The following is a 17,724-nucleotide window of genomic DNA, read 5'->3' as shown; positions in this document are numbered from 1 at the left end:
CCACACTCCACCATCACAGTGAAAGGTGTTTCATGACAGTCCCTTCCATCACCCTCAACAATGGCGTCGAGATTCCTCAGCTCGGTTTCGGTGTCTTCCAGATCAAGCCCGAGGACACCGTCGAGGCCACCCTCTCGGCCCTCGAGGTGGGCTATCGTCACATCGACACCGCGCAGATGTACGGGAACGAAGCCGAAGTCGGTGAGGCAGTACGCAAGTCGGGCATACCGCGCGACGAGGTCTTCATCACCACCAAGCTCAACAACAGCTTTCACGCCTTCGACGACGCCCTCGAGGCCACCGACAAGTCCCTGGAACGGCTCGGTGTCGAGCACGTCGACCTGTATCTGATCCATTGGCCGCTGCCCGAGGTCGGCGATTTCGTCGAGACCTGGAAGGCCATGGAGAAGATCTACGCCGACGGCAAGGCCCGCGCGATCGGTGTCTCCAATTTCCAGAAGCATCACCTCGAGCGCCTGTTCGCCGAGACCGAGGTCGTGCCCGCGGCCAACCAGATCGAGGTGCACCCCTACCTCACCCAGAACCCGTTGCGCGCCTTCGATTCCGAACACAACATCGCCACCGAGGCATGGTCGCCGATTGCGCAGGGCGACGTCCTCGATGATCCGGTGCTGAAGAAGATCGCCGAGGAGAAGGGCCGCACGGTGGCACAGGTGGTGTTGCGCTGGCACATTCAGCGCGGCGACATCGTCTTCCCCAAGTCGGTGACGCGCTCACGCGTCGAGGAGAACTTCGCACTCTTCGACTTCGATCTGTCCGCCGAGGACATGGCTGCCGTCGACGGCCTCAACAAGGACAAGCGGCGCGGACCCGATCCCGACACGTTCAATTACGTTCCCTGACCGACCCGTGTCCTGACCCACCGTTGACCTGAACGGCCCACCCACCGACCCCTCCGGCGCGCGCCGTGAGCAGAATGTGTCCATGCACATCTCGCGGCGCGCGCACCGGGTGGCACCCTTCTACGCGATGGAGTTCGCCAAGAAGGCCGCGGCCGTGGAGGCAGCCGGGCACCGGGTCATCCGACTCAACATCGGCGAACCGGATTTCGGCCCGCCCCCGCAGTTCCTCGCCGCAGCCCGCGACGCCGCCGACGGCCGGCTGATGGCCTACACCGAGGCCCTCGGCACCGTCGAACTGCGCGAGGCGATCGCCGGGTTCTACGCGACGCACTTTCGCGCCGAGGTCGATCCGCGTCGGGTCGCCGTCACCACCGGCGCCTCGGCCGCGCTGCTGCTGACCTGCGCTGCGCTGATCGACGACGGCGACGGCGTGCTCATCGGCGACCCGTCCTATCCGTGCAATCGGCAGTTCGCCGAGAGCTTCGGAGCGCGGGTGTCGTTGATTCCCACGACACCGGAAACCTATTACCAACTGACACCGGATCTCGTCACACGATCGTGGCAAGAGATGACGCGCGGGGTGATCGTGGCCTCGCCGTCGAATCCGACGGGTACCTCGATCCCCCACGACGACCTGCGTCGGCTGTGTCGCGAGGTCGGCGATCGCGGCGGATGGAGCATCGTCGACGAGATCTACCTGGGCCTCGCCGATCCCGACGCCGACGGCCACCCGCCGCGCAGTGTGCTCACCGACCCGACCGCAACGGCGTCGACCGTCGTCATCAACAGTTTCTCCAAGTACTTCGGCATGACCGGATGGCGGCTGGGGTGGGCGATCCTGCCCGACGGCCTCGTCGACGTCGTCGAGCGGCTCGCGCAGAACTACTACGTCAGCCCGCCGACCCCGGCGCAGCACGCGGCCTTGAGCTGTTTCACCCCGGAGTCGCTCGGTGTCGCGGAGGATCGTCGGCGGGAGTTCGTCAATCGTCGTCGCCTCGTCCTCGACGGTCTCGAGCGCATCGGCCTGCCCGTCCCGGTCCCGCCGGACGGTGCGTTCTACGTCTACATCGACGTCTCGCCGACGGCCCTGGGGTCGGCGGAGTTCTGTGATCGTGCCCTGCGCGAGGCGCATGTCGCGCTCACCCCGGGCAAGGATTTCGGCGTCGCCACCGCCGACGACCACATCCGGCTGTCGTATGCGGCCTCGACCGCCGATCTCACCGACGCACTCGAGCGGTTGGAGCGCTTCGTCGGCGACCTGGCAGGGTAGTCGCCATGGCGACATCCACACCACACTCTGCACCACACGCCGCGACCGACCGCATCGCCCGTGCTGCCGACGATTGGTTGCGTTCCACCGACACCTCGGCCCTGCCCGGCGTCGTCACCGGGGTGAGCACCGCCGAGCAGACGGTCCACCTCGGTTCGGTCGGACCGATCGCCACCGACTCGGTACTCGCCCTCTACTCGGTCACCAAGTCGCTCACCGCAACCGTCGCGCTGCAACTCGTCGACGACGGCACCCTGGACCTCGACGCCCCGGCCGCCGAGTACGAACCACGACTGGCCGAACTCGCCGTGCTCGACGGATTCGACGACGACACGCCACGCCTACGGGAACCGGCGAGTATCCCGACCACACGTCAACTCCTCACCCACACAGCGGGTTTCGCCTACACGTTCTTCGACGCGGAGTTCACCCGGGTGGCCCGGGCCCAGGATCTGCCCGACGTGGCCGCCGGCACCGTCGACTCCTTGGGGACGACGCTGATGTTCGACCCCGGCACCCGCTGGGAGTACGGAACCAATCTCGACTGGGTCGGACTGGTCATCGAGGGCATCACCGGCGATCGCCTCGGTGACACGATGACGCAGCGGTTGTTGACACCACTGGGCATGTCCGACACCGCCTTTGCGCGCGACGGTGCCGCACTGGCCAGCGCCGCCGCACTGCACGCACGTCTGCCCGACGGCTCCCTCAAAGCGCTGCGCGCCCCGACGGCGCCGGATGCACCACCGGTCGACATGGGCGGGCAGGGCCTCTACTCCACGATCCCCGACGTCCTTCGGTTCCTGCGGCTGTGGCTGCGCGGTGGGCGCACCGAGGACGGCGAGCAACTCCTGCGACCGGAGACGGTCGCCGCGGCCACCGCCGATCAACTCGGCGATCTGCAGGTCACCGCACTGCCCGGCGTCGATCCGCGGCGCACCGGTAACGCGGAGTTCTTTCCCGGCGTCGCGAAGGGCTGGAACCTTCTCGCGATGACCAACGAGGCCGACGCCCCCACCGGGCGCCGCAGCGGCTCCTACGGATGGGCCGGACTGGCCAACGTGTACTTCTGGATCGATCCATCGAGCGGAATCACCGGCGCCTGGGGGACCCAGCTCTTCCCGTTCGCGGACCCGACGGCAATGACCGCAGCGCTGGATTTCGAGGCCGCGGTGTACCGAGCGCTCAACGGGGCGTCGCCCGGCCGATGAGTTTTTGCTGTGCTGCCGGTCGATACGGATACGAGCACACCGACGGATCGCCCGTCGGCCGCACCGACAAGGAGTTCACCGATGGGAAAGATTCACGTTCACGAGTTCGTCAGCCTCGACGGCCGATTCGAGGACCCGGCATTCACCGCGCCCTACGGGTTCACCGACGCCATGGGTGCCACCCTGGGTGAGATCATGTCGTCGTCGACAGCGATCCTGCTGGGCCACAACACCTTCGACATGTTCGCCCCGGCCTGGTCGACCCGAACGGCCGATGACGATCCCGGCGCGCCGTTCTTCAACGACACACCCAAGTACGTCGTGTCCTCGACGCTGACCGATGCCGAGGCGAAAGAGACGTGGCGCAATTCGTCGGCACTCGGCCCGTACTCCGCCCAGAACGTCGCCGATCTCAAAGAGCGTACCGATGGCAGCATCTACATCAGTGGCAGCGGACAACTGGTGCGGGCACTGCTGGCCGACGGATTGGTCGACGAGCTCCATCTGCTCGTCTACCCGGTGGTCCTGGGAACCGGCGCGCGTCTGTTCGACGACCTCGGGGACACCCGACTGCGCGTCGTCGGCCACGACGTCTTCGACAACGGGGTCGTGCACCTGTCCTACGGACCAGAGGCGCAGTAACCCCGCACAAATCTGTGTCGACTTCGCCTTTGTGTGTCCTGCTGGACACACAAAGGCGAAGTCGACACACATTCGCGACAGGTCAGGCCGCCATCAGCGCGAGGTTGACCCGCCAGTGACGCACCTTCGCGACCACCGTGCCGCGGCGCGTCCCAGACCCAGCGGATCACCATGATGCCCATCGAACGGAGTGCGTCTTCGCGGGCCTTCTCGCGCAGGACGACCTCGGTGACGTCCTCTCCGGGCCGCAGTAGCTTCTGGTACTTGACCTTGCCGTCGAACTCCCCGACAAGCAGACCGTCCCAGTCGAAATCGGTCCGGGCGACGAAGATGCCGTGCTTGTCGTAGAACTCGTGCTGCAGCCGAGCCGGACGCAGCCCGGCCTCGATCAGTTGGGCGCGACTCCACGACTCCCCCGGGCTCTCGGCTTTTCCGTCGGCGAAGCGCAGTGCGTGCCGGGCCCGCCCGACCCCGCGACGAGAACCGCCCAGCATCATGGCCATCACCTCACGATCGGCACCCCGCCGGAGCGCGGCGTCGAAGACGGCCAGTGCCCTCGCGAAACCGTCGGCGCCGCAAGCGACATCGACGGCGGTCCGTTCGAGCGAGGTCACCGACACGCCGTCGATCACGACGGTGTGCGCCTCGGATACCTCGCCGACGTGACAGTGCAGCGTCGTGGTCCGAAAGCCCGTCGGCGCGGTGCGGTGGACGCGACGGAAGTTGGGTTCGAGCATGGCGAGGCCGTGGACCGCGGCCGCGCTCTGGTGACTCAACGGCGCGTCGGAGGTCCCGGTGAGCACCGTTGCGATCGCGGTCAGTCGGTGGAGTTCCTCGGGCTCCCGGCGCACCGCCTCGGCGTAGACCCCGCGGACGATCCGCACGATCTGCTTGGTGCGCACCGCTCGGGCGAGATCCTCGTCGGTCAGTCCGACCGCGATCACCGACGCTCGATGGATGAGGCCGTGGGTATCGGTGGGAAAGGTCATCATGCCGAGTTGGACGCGGCACGCCTTGCCGCAGTTCCGCCCGACGTCAGATCTTCCGCAGATGTGTGTCGACTTCGGGTTTGTGTGCCCTGCAGGACACACAAAGGCGAAGTCGACACACATCTGCGCTGGTCAGCCGGTTTCGGCCCACCACAACCGCCGATCCACGCCAACGGATATGTGGCCAGTCTCACAGTGAGACGGGTGTGAGACGCGTCACGCGGTTGTATCGGTAGCGCTTCAGCCCGCAGGCCGACACCGCGTCGGCTCTTCTACAGGAGGCGCACATTGAGCAGGCAGAGCTTGACCAAGGCCCATGCGAAGATCACCGAGCTGTCGTGGGAGCCCACCTTCGCCACCCCGGCAACCCGGTTCGGAACCGACTACACGTTCGAGAAGGCACCAAAAAAGGATCCGCTCAAGCAGATCATGCGGTCGTACTTCCCGATGGAAGAGGAGAAGGACAACCGCGTCTACGGCGCCATGGATGGCGCGATCCGCGGCAACATGTTCCGTCAGGTCCAGGAACGCTGGCTCGAATGGCAGAAGCTGTTCTTGTCGATCATCCCGTTCCCGGAGATCTCGGCGGCCCGCGCGATGCCGATGGCCATCGACGCCGTCCCCAACCCGGAGATCCACAACGGTCTCGCGGTACAGATGATCGACGAGGTTCGTCATTCGACGATCCAGATGAACCTCAAGAAGCTGTACATGAACAACTACATCGACCCGGCCGGCTTCGACATCACCGAGAAGGCCTTCGCCAACAACTACGCCGGCACGATCGGCCGTCAGTTCGGCGAGGGATTCATCACCGGTGACGCCATCACCGCAGCGAACATCTACCTGACGGTGGTCGCCGAGACGGCCTTCACCAACACCCTGTTCGTGGCGATGCCCGACGAGGCCGCGGCCAACGGCGACTACCTGCTGCCGACGGTCTTCCACTCGGTGCAGTCCGACGAGTCCCGCCACATCTCCAACGGCTATTCCATCTTGCTGATGGCCTTGGCCGACGAGCGCAATCGTCCGCTGCTCGAACGGGATCTGCGCTACGCATGGTGGAACAACCACTGCGTCGTCGACGCCGCGATCGGTACCTTCATCGAGTACGGCACCAAGGACCGCCGCAAGGACCGGGAGTCCTACGCCGAGATGTGGCGTCGGTGGATCTACGACGACTACTACCGCAGTTACCTCCTGCCGCTGGAGAAGTACGGGTTGACCATCCCGCACGATCTGGTCGAGGAGGCCTGGAACCGCATCGTCGACAAGCACTACGTGCACGAGGTCGCCCGCTTCTTCGCCACCGGCTGGCCGGTCAACTACTGGCGGATCGACGCCATGACCGACACCGACTTCGAGTGGTTCGAGGAGAAGTACCCCGGCTGGTACAACAAGTTCGGCAAGTGGTGGGAGAACTACAACCGTCTGGCCTACCCCGGCAAGAACAAGCCGATCGCCTTCGAGGACGTCGACTACCAGTACCCGCACCGCTGCTGGACCTGCATGGTGCCGTGCCTCATCCGCGAGGACATGGTCACCGACAAGGTCGACGGCCAGTGGCGCACCTACTGCTCGGAGACCTGCGCCTGGACCGACAAGGTGGCGTTCCGTCCCGAGTACGAGGGTCGTCCGACACCGAACATGGGTCGCCTCACCGGTTTCCGCGAATGGGAGACGCTGCATCACGGCAAGGATCTCGCCGACATCATCACCGATCTCGGCTACGTCCGCGATGACGGCAAGACCCTGATCCCGCAACCGCATCTGGATCTCGACCCCAAGAAGATGTGGACGCTCGACGATGTGCGCGGCATCCCGTTCGGCAGCCCCAACGTGGCGCTCAACGAGATGAGCGATGACGAGCGTGAAGCTCACATCGCCGCCTACATGGCCAACAAGAACGGGGCCGTCACGGTCTGATCCGTGACGCTCTGATCCGGAAACGCCGGGAGCCCCTGGCCAGGGCGTATCGAGGCCCACCACCGCACGCGTGCCCTCGATACGCCCTGGCCGTTCCGGCCACACCCGCACACCGCCTTGCGCCCCAGGAGACTTCATGGCCGACACGCACAAGATCAGCTTCGAACCCGTCGACATCGAGATGGAGGTCGGCGAGGACGAAACCATCCTCGACGCCGCATTCCGGCAGGGAATCCACCTCATGCACGGCTGCCGGGAAGGCCGTTGTTCGGCCTGCAAGTCGTACATGCTCGAAGGCGACGTTCAGATGGACGACTACTCCACCTTCGCCTGCAATGATGCCGAAGAGGCCGAGGGTTACGTACTCCTCTGTCGCACATACGCTTACAGCGACTGCGAGATCGAGCTCCTCAACTTCGACGAAGACGAGCTCCTCGGCGGTGCACCCATCCAGGATGTCACCACGAAAGTCGCTGCCATCGAACCGATGACCCCCGACATCGTGTCCCTGAAACTCGATGTCGTCGAACCGGAATCCGTGGAGTTCAAGTCGGGACAGTATTTCGACCTGTACATCCCGGGCACCGAGGACAAGCGGTCGTTCTCGATCGCCACCACCCCGGCCACTCCGGATCGGCTCGAGTTCCTGATCAAGAAGTATCCCGGTGGACTGTTCGCCGGCATGCTCACCGACGGCCTGTCGGTGGGTCAGGAGATCAAGCTCAACGGTCCGTACGGGTCGTGCACCCTGCGCAACGGACACGTCCTGCCGATCGTGGCAATCGGCGGCGGCGCGGGGATGGCACCGCTACTGTCTCTCCTGAGACACATCAGCGAGACCGGCCTGAACCGTCCGGTTCGGTTCTATTACGGAGCCCGAACCGCCGCCGATCTCTTCCTACTCGACGAAATCGCCTCTCTCGGTGAGAAGATCGAGGACTTCTCGTTCACCGCATGTCTGTCGGAGAGCACCGACGACGCACCCGAGGGCGTCACCGTGATCGGCGGGAACGTCACCGACATCGTCAACGACAACGAAGCGGACCTGGCCCGAACGGAGGTGTATTTCTGCGGTCCCCCACCCATGGTCGATGCAGCTCTCGCACTGGCGGAACAGCATTCGGTTCCCCACGACCAGATCTTCTACGACAAGTTCACCAGCCCGGCATTCGACTCCTGATCACGACCACCGCGGTCGAGTCAGCCTGAACGACAGGAACGAAAGGTATGTCCGCACCAGCGCAACCCCGGGAACGCAGTTTCCCGTCCATCGAATTCACCGACGCCGAGGCCGGCGCACGGGAATTCCCGAGCAGCCGCAGCCGTAAGTACAACTACTATCAGCCCTCCAAGAAGCGCGCCACGATCTACGAGGACGTCACCGTCGACGTCCAGCCGGATCCCGAACGGCACCTCACCCAGGGCTGGATCTACGGCTTCGGCGACGGCCCCGGCGGATACCCGAAGGAATGGACCTCGGCACAGTCGAGCAACTGGCATCAGTTCCTCGACCCCAACGAGGAGTGGGAACAGTCGATCTACCGCAACAACTCCGCGGTCGTGCATCAGGTGGATCTGTGCCTGCAGAACGCCAAGCGCGCACGGGCCTACGACGGCTGGAACTCCGCGTGGCTCAAGTTCATCGAGCGCAACCTCGGTGCCTGGATGCACGCCGAGAGCGGCATGGGTCTGCACGTGTTCACCTCGATTCAGCGGTCCGCGCCAACCAACATGATCAACAACGCGGTCTGCGTCAACGCCGCCCACAAACTGCGTTTCGCGCAGGATCTGGCGCTGTTCAATCTCGACCTCTCCGAGGCCGAGGAAGCGTTCGACGGATCGGCACACAAAGAGGTCTGGCAGTCGGCTCCCGAGTGGCAGCCCACCCGCGAGGCGGTCGAACGCCTGACCGCGATCGGCGACTGGGCCGAATTGTTGTTCTGCTCCAACATCGTCTTCGAGCAGCTGGTGGGCTCGCTGTTCCGGTCCGAGCTGGTCATGCAGGTCGCTGCCCGCAACGGCGACTACATCACCCCGACGATCGTCGGCACCGGAGAGTACGACTACGACCGGGACCTGAACTACTCGCGCGCCCTGTTCCAGATGCTCGCCCGCGACGAGAAGCACGGCATCGACAATCGGAAGCTGTTCTCGCGGTGGATGTCCGAATGGGTACCCCGGTGCCTCGACGCCGCGCGCGGACTCCAGCCGATCTGGTCGCAGCCGGCGGACAAGTCCGTCACGTTCTCATCCAGCCTCGAACACGCGAAGACCAAGTTCGCCGATGTCCTGACAGCCATCGATGTCGATATCCCAGAGGAGTTGAACAAGTGAGCACCATGCAATTCGGAGCCGACACCGAGTTCTCCAACATGTGCGGTGTGACGCTCATGAACACACCGATCGGACGCATCGTCGCCGACGTGATGGGCGCCAAGGACGGTGTCGAACTCACCGAATACCCCTCGATGATCCGCGTCGACGGGGTCAACCGCCTCGACTTCGACTACGACGAACTGACCGACGCCCTCGGCCAGGACTTCGACGGATCGATCTTCGAGGAGATCAGCTCGACCCACTACGGACGGATGGTTCATCTCGACGACAAGACCATCCTGTTCGCCAGTCCCGAGGACGCCGCCGAGTTCATCGGCTTCGATCTGACCGCCTCCTAGGAGCGGTCGCCACAGAACTTCGCCGCCGGGGTCATTCCGCCCCCGCAAGCAGGCCCCGGCGGCGAATTCCACCATCCGACAAGACACCACAGCACAAGTTTTCAGCCCACACAGCCCCGTCAACGCCGCGAGAGAGCGAGTGATAACGATGTACGAGAAGAATGGCGACAAGTATTTCATCGTCGATGCCCACGTCCACCTGTGGGACGGCCGCGAATCCAACCAGCGCAACATCCATGGCAAACAGTTCATCGACTGCTTCTACGACTATCACCGCAATCTCAGTCCCGCCGAGGAGCTGTGGGATTACGACACCTACTGCTACTACGGCCCCGATCGCCTCATGCGGGACCTCTTCGAGGAGGGGCCGGCCGATCACGCGATCTTCCAGGCCACCATCCTGCGGGATTTCTACGTCAACGGTTTCGCCCAGGTCGACGATTCACTGAAGCTCTGCCAGGACAATCCCGGCAAACTCACCTACAACCACGCCTATGATCCGCGCGACGGCGAGGACGGCCTCGAGCAGCTCCGCCGCGACGCCGAGACGATGGATCTCAAGGGCGTGAAGCTCTACACCGCCGAATGGCACGGCGACTCACGGGGATACAAGCTCGACGACCACTGGTCGCGCCGGTATCTCGAGGAGTGCATCAAGCTGGGCATCAAGAACGTGCACGTGCACAAGGGCCCGACCATCCGGCCGCTCGACCGGGATGCCTTCGACGTCGCCGACGTCGACAAGGTCGCCACCGACTATCTCGACCTGAACTTCATCATCGAGCATGTCGGGCTCCCCCGCCTCGAGGACTTCTGCTGGATCGCCACCCAGGAGTCGAATGTCTACGGCGGTCTGGCCGTGGCGATTCCGTTCATCCACACGCGCCCGCGTTACTTCGCGCAGATCATCGGTGAGCTCCTGTACTGGATCGGCGAGGACAAGATCCTCTTCGCCAGCGACTACGCGCTGTGGACACCGCAGTGGCTGGTGGAGCGTTTCGTCGACTTCCAGATCCCCGAGGACATGACCGAGTACGCCCCGATCACCACCGATCAGAAGCGAAAGATCCTCGGCCTCAACGCTGCCGCGCTGTACCCGCACATCGAGGTGCCCGCCGAGCTGCGCATCCCCACCGACGCCGCCGACCCGGGAGCCGAGGTGGCCGCGGGCGCGAAGGATGCGGTGGCATCATGACGGCGCTGTCGGAGCCGACCGATACCGATGTGATGGTCGTCGACGCGGTGCTCGGGGCTCTCGGTACGGTGCTCGATCCCGAACTCGACCAACCGATCACCGAGTTGAACTTCGTCCGATCGATCTTCATCGACGACGACGGGGTCGCCGTTCACCTGCGGTTGCCCACGTCGTTCTGCTCGCCCAACTTCGCGTATCTGATGGCCTCCGATGCCCTCGACGCACTCGAGGACATCGACGGCATCGGGGATGTGCGGGTCATGCTCGACGACCACCACGACTCGGACAAGATCAACGCCGGGCTCGCCGCGCACGCCGGCTACAAGGGCACCTTCGGTGTGGAGGCCGAACAGGATCTCGAGGAGCTGCGGCTGACGTTCTTGCGCAAGGCACACACCGCGGCGATGGAACGCGCTGTGGCCAAGCTCATATCGTCCGGTCAGGCCACCGTCGACGACTGTGAACATCTCTTGCTGCGTGATCTGCCCGACGGTTCCGCCAAGTGGGCACTGCTGCGCCGCCGCGTGCAGCTGGGTCTGGGTGTGTGCCCCAACTGCCGGGTAGTCGTCGGTGAGGACGGCACCGCGCTGCCACCCGAGCAGATCCCGATGCGATTGCGCTTCGCGCGATCGGTGCGGATCTCGATGGAGGGCAACAGCCATTTCTGCCGTGGTCTGCTGGCCACCCGTTACGCCGACGACGGCGAGTGTGACGGCACCAGCGGCCCGGTCATCACCAATCTGCGCACCAGCGGGGGCGCACTCGAGGAGAAGAGGTCGGCATGAGAGCGGTACAGGTGGTCGGATACCACGACAAGTTGCAGCTCAACGAGATTCCGGATCCGGAGATCACCGGGCCACTCGACGTGATCGTGCGCATCGGCGGTGCCGGCGTGTGCCGGACCGATCTGCACATCCTCGAAGGCCAGTGGGAGGCCAAGAGCGGTGTGGCCCTTCCGTACACGATCGGCCACGAGAACGCCGGCTGGGTCGAGGCGATCGGCGATGCCGTCACCAACGTCGCGGTGGGCGACAAGGTGATCCTGCACCCGCTGATCACCTGCGGACTGTGCCGGGCGTGCCGCGACGGTGACGACGTGCATTGCGAGAACAGCAAGTTCCCCGGCATCGACACCGACGGTGGTTATGCCGACTATCTGAAGACGACGGCCCGCAGCGTGGTGCGCATCGACGACTCGCTCGAGCCCGCCGCGGTGGCCGCACTCGCCGACGCCGGGCTGACCGCCTATCACGCGGCCGCCAAGGTCGCGCGAATGACCCGCCCGGGTGACACGTGCGTCGTGATCGGTGCAGGAGGGTTGGGCCACATCGGGATTCAGGTGCTCTCGGCGATCTCCGGGGTCACCATCGTGGTGCTCGACCGCAACCCCGACGCGGTGGCACTCGCCGTCGAGGTCGGTGCGCACGAGGGAATCGTCGCCGACGGCAACCACATCGAGAAGGTTCTCGAGCTGACCGACGGCAAGGGCGCCGAGGCGGTGCTCGACTTCGTCGGCGAGGGCGGCGCGACCGCCGAGGGTGTCGCGATGTTGCGGCAGGCCGGCAACTATTTCGTCGTCGGGTACGGCGAGAACATCAATGTCCCCACCATCGACATCATCTCGACCGAGATCAACTTCATCGGCAACCTCGTCGGTTCCTACAACGACCTGACCGAGCTGATGACGCTGGCCGCCCAGGGCAAGGTCACGCTGCACACCGCGACCTATCCGCTCACTGATTTCCAGCAGGCCCTCGACGACCTCGATGCGGGCAAGGTCAGGGGGCGCGCCATCCTGATCCCCTGACCCACACCCGAGAACACCGCAAACACCCGAAACGATCTACCCCGCACGACATTCGAGAAAGGTTGGACAACATGGCCAAGGAGTTGCGCTACAACGCCGAAGCGCGGCTGCGGCTGGAACGGGGCGTCAATGCCCTCGCCGACGCGGTCAAGGTGACGTTGGGACCCAAGGGTCGCAACGCCGTCCTGGAGAAGCTCACCGGACCACCGACGATCACCAACGACGGTGTGACCATCGCCCGCGAGATCCAGCTCCGAGACCCGTTCGCCAACATGGGCGCCCAACTGGTCAAGGAAGTCGCCATGAAGACCAACGGGGTGGTCGGTGACGGCACCACCACCGCGACGGTCCTGGCCCAGGCCATGGTCCGCGAGGGCCTGCGAGCCGTCGAACAGGGCGCCAATCCGATGCGGGTGCGTCGGGGTATCGAACGCGCCGTCGCCGCCGTGCTCGGCTCGCTGACCGAGCAGGCCGTGCAGATCGGTGGCCGCAGTGACCTCGAACGCGTCGCATCGCTGGCCGCCAGCGACGACGAGGTGATCGGTGAGGTCATCGCCGCCGCCGTCGAACACGTCGGGAAGAACGGCGTCATCACCACCGAGGAGAGCGACACCCTCGGGCTGTCGGTCGAGGTCGTCGACGGCATCGAATTCGATCACGGGTACATCTCCGGGTACATGGTGACCAATCCCGAGCGAATGGAGGCGGTGCTCGACAACCCGGTCGTGCTGCTCACCAACAAGAAGATCACCTCGGTGCAGGAGATCATGCCTGCCATCGAGGTCGCCAAGCGCGCCGATCGGCCACTGCTGGTGCTGGCCGAGGACGTCGACGGACCGGCCCTGCAACTGCTCGTCGGTGGCAACATGCACAACACGATGCGGTCGGTGGTCGTCCGCGCACCGGGTTTCGGTCATCGCCGGATCGCCGAGCTCGAGGATCTCTCGGTCGCCCTGGGCGGCCACGTGATCGCCAAGGACACCGGGATCGAACTCTCCGAGGTCAGCATGGAGCACCTCGGCACCTGCGACCGGGTGACCGTCACCGAGAACGAGACGACCATCGTCGGCGCACACGGCGAGCAGGAACTCGTCGACGCCCGGGTGCATCATCTGGAGGCCCAGCTCGAGCGGGCACGAATCGACGCCGACCGCGACGCCCTGGAGCTGCGGATCGCACGGATGACCGGCCGGGTCGCGGTGATCCGGGTCGGCGGTGTCACCAGTGTCGAGCTCAAGGAACGCATGCTGCGGGTCGAGGACGCCCTGGCCGCAACCCGGGCCGCGGTGGAGGCCGGGATCGTCTCCGGTGGCGGCACGGCACTCGCCCAGTCCCATCGGGCCCTGGAATCGCTGGACACCTCCGGCGATGAGGGCGCCGGGGTGCAGGTGGTGCGCAACTCGCTGGCCGAGCCGCTGTTCTGGATCGCGACCAACGCCGGCTACGACGGCGAAGAGGTGGTCAAGGTGGTGACCGGGCTGCCCCTCGGACACGGGTTCAACGCCCTGAGCGGCTCCTACGGCGACATGTTCGACGAGGGCGTCATCGATCCGTGCAAGGTGACCCGCGCGGCGTTGGAGAGTGCCGCGTCGATCGCGGCATTGCTGATCACCACCGAGACAGCGGTGGTCGAGGAGGTGCTCGGCAACCCCGGCGCCATCCCCGCGCCGGGCTTCGGCGATCTCGCCGAGGGCATGGTCCGCCCGTCCAACATCTACTGAGTCGGGTGTGTGCCGGGCCGACGGGCCCGGCACATACCGCCCGGGAATGATCCGACGCCGAATCATTCCCACCCAGGACTGGGCCGGCCGCGATCCGGACGATGAGATTCGTTCGCGGCGTTGATCGCGGCCGGTCCTCCCCAGGGGGTACACTCGCAGCAGGTGAGACACAGATCACAGCGGAGCCCCCGATCGCAGAGGAGCCTTTTGCTCGGTGATTCCACAGCCCACACCACCAGCAGCCATGTCCACCGCAGCGATCGCCAGAGCCCGGGAGAAATTCCTGAGCGACGACGCGCTCGATGACGCCGTCCGCGACTCGATTTCGACGTCGGGGAAGCGTTCGCGTGCGTTCAACGTCCACGCCGATCGCCTCGAGCTGCCGTTCGTCCGCGAACCGAACCTCGAGGGTCCGCTGGTCAGCGCGGCCCGCCCGATCCTGAGCCAACTCGCCGACGATCTGTCCACCGAGCCGGTCTCGATCATCCTGACCTCCGCCGACGGGGTGGTGCTCTCGCGCACCACCGCCAGCCGCCGGCTGCAACAGATGCTCGACGAGGTCAGCCTGGCTCCCGGGTACAGCTACAGCGAGGAGCACGCGGGCACCAACGGCATCGGCACCGCGCTCGAAACGCGACAGCCCACCCTGGTCCGCGGATCCGAGCATTACGCCGGATGCCTCGGGCCGCTGTCCTGTGCGGGCGTGCCGATCGTGCACCCCATCTCCGGTGCGGTCGTCGGCGCGCTCGACCTGACGTGTCCGTCCGACGACGAACACCCCTCGACGCTGTTGCTGTCCCTGGCCAAGTCCGCCACCTCGCAGATCATGCACCGCATGGTCTCGCAGGCCAGCGAACGGGAGTCCCGGCTGCTCAACGCCTACCTGGCCACCTGTCGGCGCGCCCCGCAGGCAATGGTGCTCGCCATCTCCGGCGACGTGGTGCTGATGAACCGCCGGCTGCGCCACAGCATCGATCCCGGCGACCAACTCGCGATCCTCGAACACGCCGTTGACCAGTCGCCGGACCGCGTATCGGCGAATCGGGTCAACACGTTGCCCAGCGGTCGGGTCGCGCGATTGTCACCGGTCGACGAGCACTTCGACTCCGACACCGCGATCGCCGTGTTCCGGGTCCATCTGCTCGATTCCGCACCCACACCACCCGCCTCCACCCCGCTGCGTCCCGTCGCCTCGCTACCCGGGGTGGTCGGCCGCAGCTCGTCGTGGCGCCAGTGCTGCGCCCGGATCTCCGGGCACGTCCAGGCCGGGCAGTGGATCGCCGTGTCCGGCGAAAGTGGTTCCGGCCGTACGGCTTTGCTGCGTGCTGCCGCAGAACGCTACCAGCCGTCGACGACCCGGATCTTCACCGCCGACGATTTCGACGCCGACCCCGATTCCGGGTCGGACACCGACGAAACCCTCGACGCCCTCGCCACCGAACTCGACCGCGACGGGTTCTGCATCATCCTGCGCGACCTCGACCGGGTGCCGGACCACACCCAGGCGGCGATCGCCGACCTGCTGCCCGGCCGGGAGTACGCCGGCTGGCTCGGAGTCACCACCGCCCTGCATGCGGCCGATGCCGCGTCGATGCTGTTGCCCTTCTTCGGCCACACCGTCGAGTTGCCGCCGCTGCGGCACCGCATCGAGGATCTCCACGATCTCGTACCTGCCCTGCTGCGCCAGCTCACCCGTGGACGGGAGCTCACCGTGGCCTCCGACGCCATGGCCCAGCTCAGCAAGTACGGGTGGCCCGGCAACGTGGCCGAATTGCGCCAGACGCTACGAGAGGTGGTCACCCATCAGCGTTCCGGGGTGATCGGCGTCAGCCAACTCCCGCCACGATGCCGGACCACGAGTCGGCACACCCTCACCCGCATCGAGGCGCTCGAACGTGATGCGATCGTGCGCAGCCTGGAGGAGAACGGCAACAGCAAAGCGGCTGCCGCACATGCGCTCGGCATCTCGCGCGCCACGATCTACCGCAAGATCAAGGAGTTCGGGATCGTCACCTGACACGCGGCGGGCAACAGAAAACCCGACGGCGCGCGACGGCCGGCGGCGCCTGCGTCACCCGCCATGAACCGCCACATCCCTGCCATGAACTGCACAAAGGCGCTACCGTCAAGGAGTGGACATCGACGATCAGCGCGCATACCTCTGCGCGGCGGCCCACCAACTCGCCTCGGCGGGCCACACGATCGGCACCGGTGGCAACCTGTCGGCCCGCGTCGGCGACCACGTGCTGGTCACCCCGTCGGGCTGCCGACTCGATTCAGTGTCGCCCGAACAACTGGTGGTGGTCGATCTCGACGGAACCGTCGCGGTTCCCACCCCGTACCGGCCCACCTCCGAACTGCGCCTCCACCTCGACATCTACCGCACCTCGTCGACGGCCGCGGTCGCCCACGCACATCCGATCGCGTCGGTCGCCGTCGGCAACATCGTCGACGAATTGCCCGCGATCCACTACACCGCGGCCATGCTCGGCGGCTCGGTGCGCGTGGCGCCGTACGCGGTCTTCGGCAGCCCCGAACTGAGCACGGGTATCAACGAGGCCCTCTTCGAACGGACCGCGGCGCTCATGCGCAATCACGGTGCCATCGCCATCGGCAGCAACATCGAAACCGCCTGCGAGCACATCGAACTACTCGAGTGGCTCTGCGAGGTCTACCTGCGTTCGGTCAGCGCGGGCACCCCCGCGGTACTCGACGAGAACCAACTCACCGAGGTCGTGGCGACTGCCGCACGCCGGCACTACACCCCGTTCCCCGGCCGGGAGCGGTGACCGGAGCTCTCCTCCGCCCGCACCATCCGTGAGGCCATCCGCGCGTAGGCCACACCGAGTCGCACCGGATCGCGGTGGGTTCGGCTGGGAAACCAACGACACACGTCGACGCACAGCGACGAGATCGCGAGGATCACGTCGTCGGCGTCGTCGGCGAGGAACTCACCCGCCTGAACCCCTGCGGTGATGATCGTCGTCAACATCGCCGTCGTCTCGTGCCGCAGGTCGGCGATCGCGCGGAAATGCTCGGGCCGCAACGCCCGCATCTCGTACTGGACCACCTTTGCCAGCTGATGATGACGCGCCTGCCATTCGGCGAAGGCGGCGACCACGGCACGCAACCGGTCCGGGTACGGCGCGGACGGTTCGTCGGCCGCCCGCATGGCGTCGTTGACCGCCTGATGGCCCTCGAGGGCGATCGAGTAGAGCAACTCCTCCTTGGACCGGAAGTGCGGGTACATCGCCGCCGCACTCATCCCGAGTCGCGCGGTGATCTGCCGGGTCGAGGTCCCCGCATAGCCGAACTCGGCGAACGACGCGATGGCGGCAGCACGGATACGCTGCGCCGCAGCCGATTCGGTGGCATGCACGAGCACCATCACCTCACTCCCGGTTCTCAGGGCCCGCCGATGTTGA

General features: G+C 65.7%; 15 protein-coding genes and 1 pseudogene. 14 read left to right on the top strand and 2 right to left on the bottom strand.

The window, feature by feature from the left end:
- The first annotated feature begins 32 nt into the window (after window positions 1-32).
- From QNM97_RS05615 to QNM97_RS05600, 4 genes are all read left to right on the top strand, one after another.
- Window positions 33-863, top strand: coding sequence for an aldo/keto reductase (locus tag QNM97_RS05615; protein ID WP_283821940.1), 831 nt, complete (start codon window positions 33-35; stop codon window positions 861-863).
- A gap of 82 nt (window positions 864-945) precedes the next feature.
- Window positions 946-2,133, top strand: coding sequence for an aminotransferase class I/II-fold pyridoxal phosphate-dependent enzyme (locus QNM97_RS05610; RefSeq protein WP_283821939.1), 1,188 nt, complete (start codon window positions 946-948; stop codon window positions 2,131-2,133).
- Between the two features lie 5 nt (window positions 2,134-2,138).
- Window positions 2,139-3,344: a serine hydrolase domain-containing protein gene (locus QNM97_RS05605; protein ID WP_283821938.1), complete on the top strand. Its 1,206-nt coding sequence runs from the start codon at window positions 2,139-2,141 to the stop codon at window positions 3,342-3,344.
- An 81-nt stretch (window positions 3,345-3,425) separates the two neighbouring features.
- Window positions 3,426-3,986 carry a dihydrofolate reductase family protein gene (locus QNM97_RS05600; RefSeq protein WP_283821937.1) on the top strand — a complete coding sequence of 187 codons (561 nt, stop codon included), beginning with the start codon at window positions 3,426-3,428 and terminating at the stop codon, window positions 3,984-3,986.
- 82 nt (window positions 3,987-4,068) lie between these two features.
- On the opposite strand, the pseudogene QNM97_RS05595 reads toward QNM97_RS05600, so the two are convergent.
- Window positions 4,069-4,978 (bottom strand): annotated as a pseudogene (locus QNM97_RS05595) (type IV toxin-antitoxin system AbiEi family antitoxin domain-containing protein).
- 285 nt (window positions 4,979-5,263) lie between these two features.
- On the opposite strand from QNM97_RS05595, the gene QNM97_RS05590 reads away from it, so the two are divergent.
- The 10 genes from QNM97_RS05590 (at window position 5,264) to QNM97_RS05545 (ending at window position 17,088) form a co-directional block, all read left to right on the top strand.
- On the top strand, window positions 5,264-6,901 hold the full coding sequence (locus tag QNM97_RS05590) for an aromatic/alkene/methane monooxygenase hydroxylase/oxygenase subunit alpha (protein ID WP_014360863.1): 1,638 nt from the start codon (window positions 5,264-5,266) through the stop codon (window positions 6,899-6,901).
- 136 nt (window positions 6,902-7,037) lie between these two features.
- The gene (locus tag QNM97_RS05585; RefSeq protein WP_283821936.1) at window positions 7,038-8,081 is read left to right on the top strand and encodes a 2Fe-2S iron-sulfur cluster-binding protein; all 1,044 of its coding nucleotides are present in this window, start codon (window positions 7,038-7,040) and stop codon (window positions 8,079-8,081) included.
- A 47-nt stretch (window positions 8,082-8,128) separates the two neighbouring features.
- Window positions 8,129-9,235: an aromatic/alkene monooxygenase hydroxylase subunit beta gene (locus QNM97_RS05580; RefSeq protein ID WP_283821935.1), complete on the top strand. Its 1,107-nt coding sequence runs from the start codon at window positions 8,129-8,131 to the stop codon at window positions 9,233-9,235.
- A gap of 5 nt (window positions 9,236-9,240) precedes the next feature.
- Window positions 9,241-9,576, top strand: coding sequence for a propane 2-monooxygenase effector subunit MimD (gene mimD / locus QNM97_RS05575; protein ID WP_185091039.1), 336 nt, complete (start codon window positions 9,241-9,243; stop codon window positions 9,574-9,576).
- 148 nt (window positions 9,577-9,724) lie between these two features.
- Window positions 9,725-10,771: an amidohydrolase family protein gene (locus QNM97_RS05570; protein WP_006370696.1), complete on the top strand. Its 1,047-nt coding sequence runs from the start codon at window positions 9,725-9,727 to the stop codon at window positions 10,769-10,771.
- Window positions 10,768-11,556: an iron-sulfur cluster assembly protein gene (locus QNM97_RS05565; RefSeq protein WP_283821934.1), complete on the top strand. Its 789-nt coding sequence runs from the start codon at window positions 10,768-10,770 to the stop codon at window positions 11,554-11,556. Before QNM97_RS05570 ends, QNM97_RS05565 begins: the two co-directional genes overlap by 4 nt.
- The gene (locus QNM97_RS05560) at window positions 11,553-12,578 is read left to right on the top strand and encodes an NAD(P)-dependent alcohol dehydrogenase (RefSeq protein ID WP_208792062.1); all 1,026 of its coding nucleotides are present in this window, start codon (window positions 11,553-11,555) and stop codon (window positions 12,576-12,578) included. Before QNM97_RS05565 ends, QNM97_RS05560 begins: the two co-directional genes overlap by 4 nt.
- 71 nt (window positions 12,579-12,649) lie before the next feature.
- On the top strand, window positions 12,650-14,299 hold the full coding sequence (groL, locus tag QNM97_RS05555) for a chaperonin GroEL (protein ID WP_283821933.1): 1,650 nt from the start codon (window positions 12,650-12,652) through the stop codon (window positions 14,297-14,299).
- Between the two features lie 244 nt (window positions 14,300-14,543).
- Window positions 14,544-16,316, top strand: a complete 1,773-nt coding sequence (locus QNM97_RS05550) for a sigma-54-dependent Fis family transcriptional regulator (RefSeq protein ID WP_283821932.1) — start codon at window positions 14,544-14,546, stop codon at window positions 16,314-16,316.
- A 115-nt stretch (window positions 16,317-16,431) separates the two neighbouring features.
- Complete coding sequence (locus tag QNM97_RS05545; RefSeq protein WP_283821931.1) at window positions 16,432-17,088, top strand: class II aldolase/adducin family protein; 657 nt, start codon at window positions 16,432-16,434, stop codon at window positions 17,086-17,088.
- Here the strand turns inward: QNM97_RS05545 and QNM97_RS05540 are convergent.
- Window positions 17,058-17,687 (bottom strand): TetR/AcrR family transcriptional regulator, encoded by a 630-nt coding sequence (locus tag QNM97_RS05540; protein ID WP_283821930.1) that lies wholly within the window; start codon window positions 17,685-17,687, stop codon window positions 17,058-17,060. The two genes, QNM97_RS05545 and QNM97_RS05540, sit on opposite strands and share 31 nt — an antisense overlap.
- Window positions 17,688-17,724: the final 37 nt, after the last annotated feature.

This window comes from Gordonia sp. L191 (genome assembly GCF_030077625.1).
Lineage (GTDB): Bacteria > Actinomycetota > Actinomycetes > Mycobacteriales > Mycobacteriaceae > Gordonia > Gordonia polyisoprenivorans_A.
Note: the sequence above shows the minus strand (reverse complement) of the source record. Positions and strands in the feature narration are given on the sequence as shown.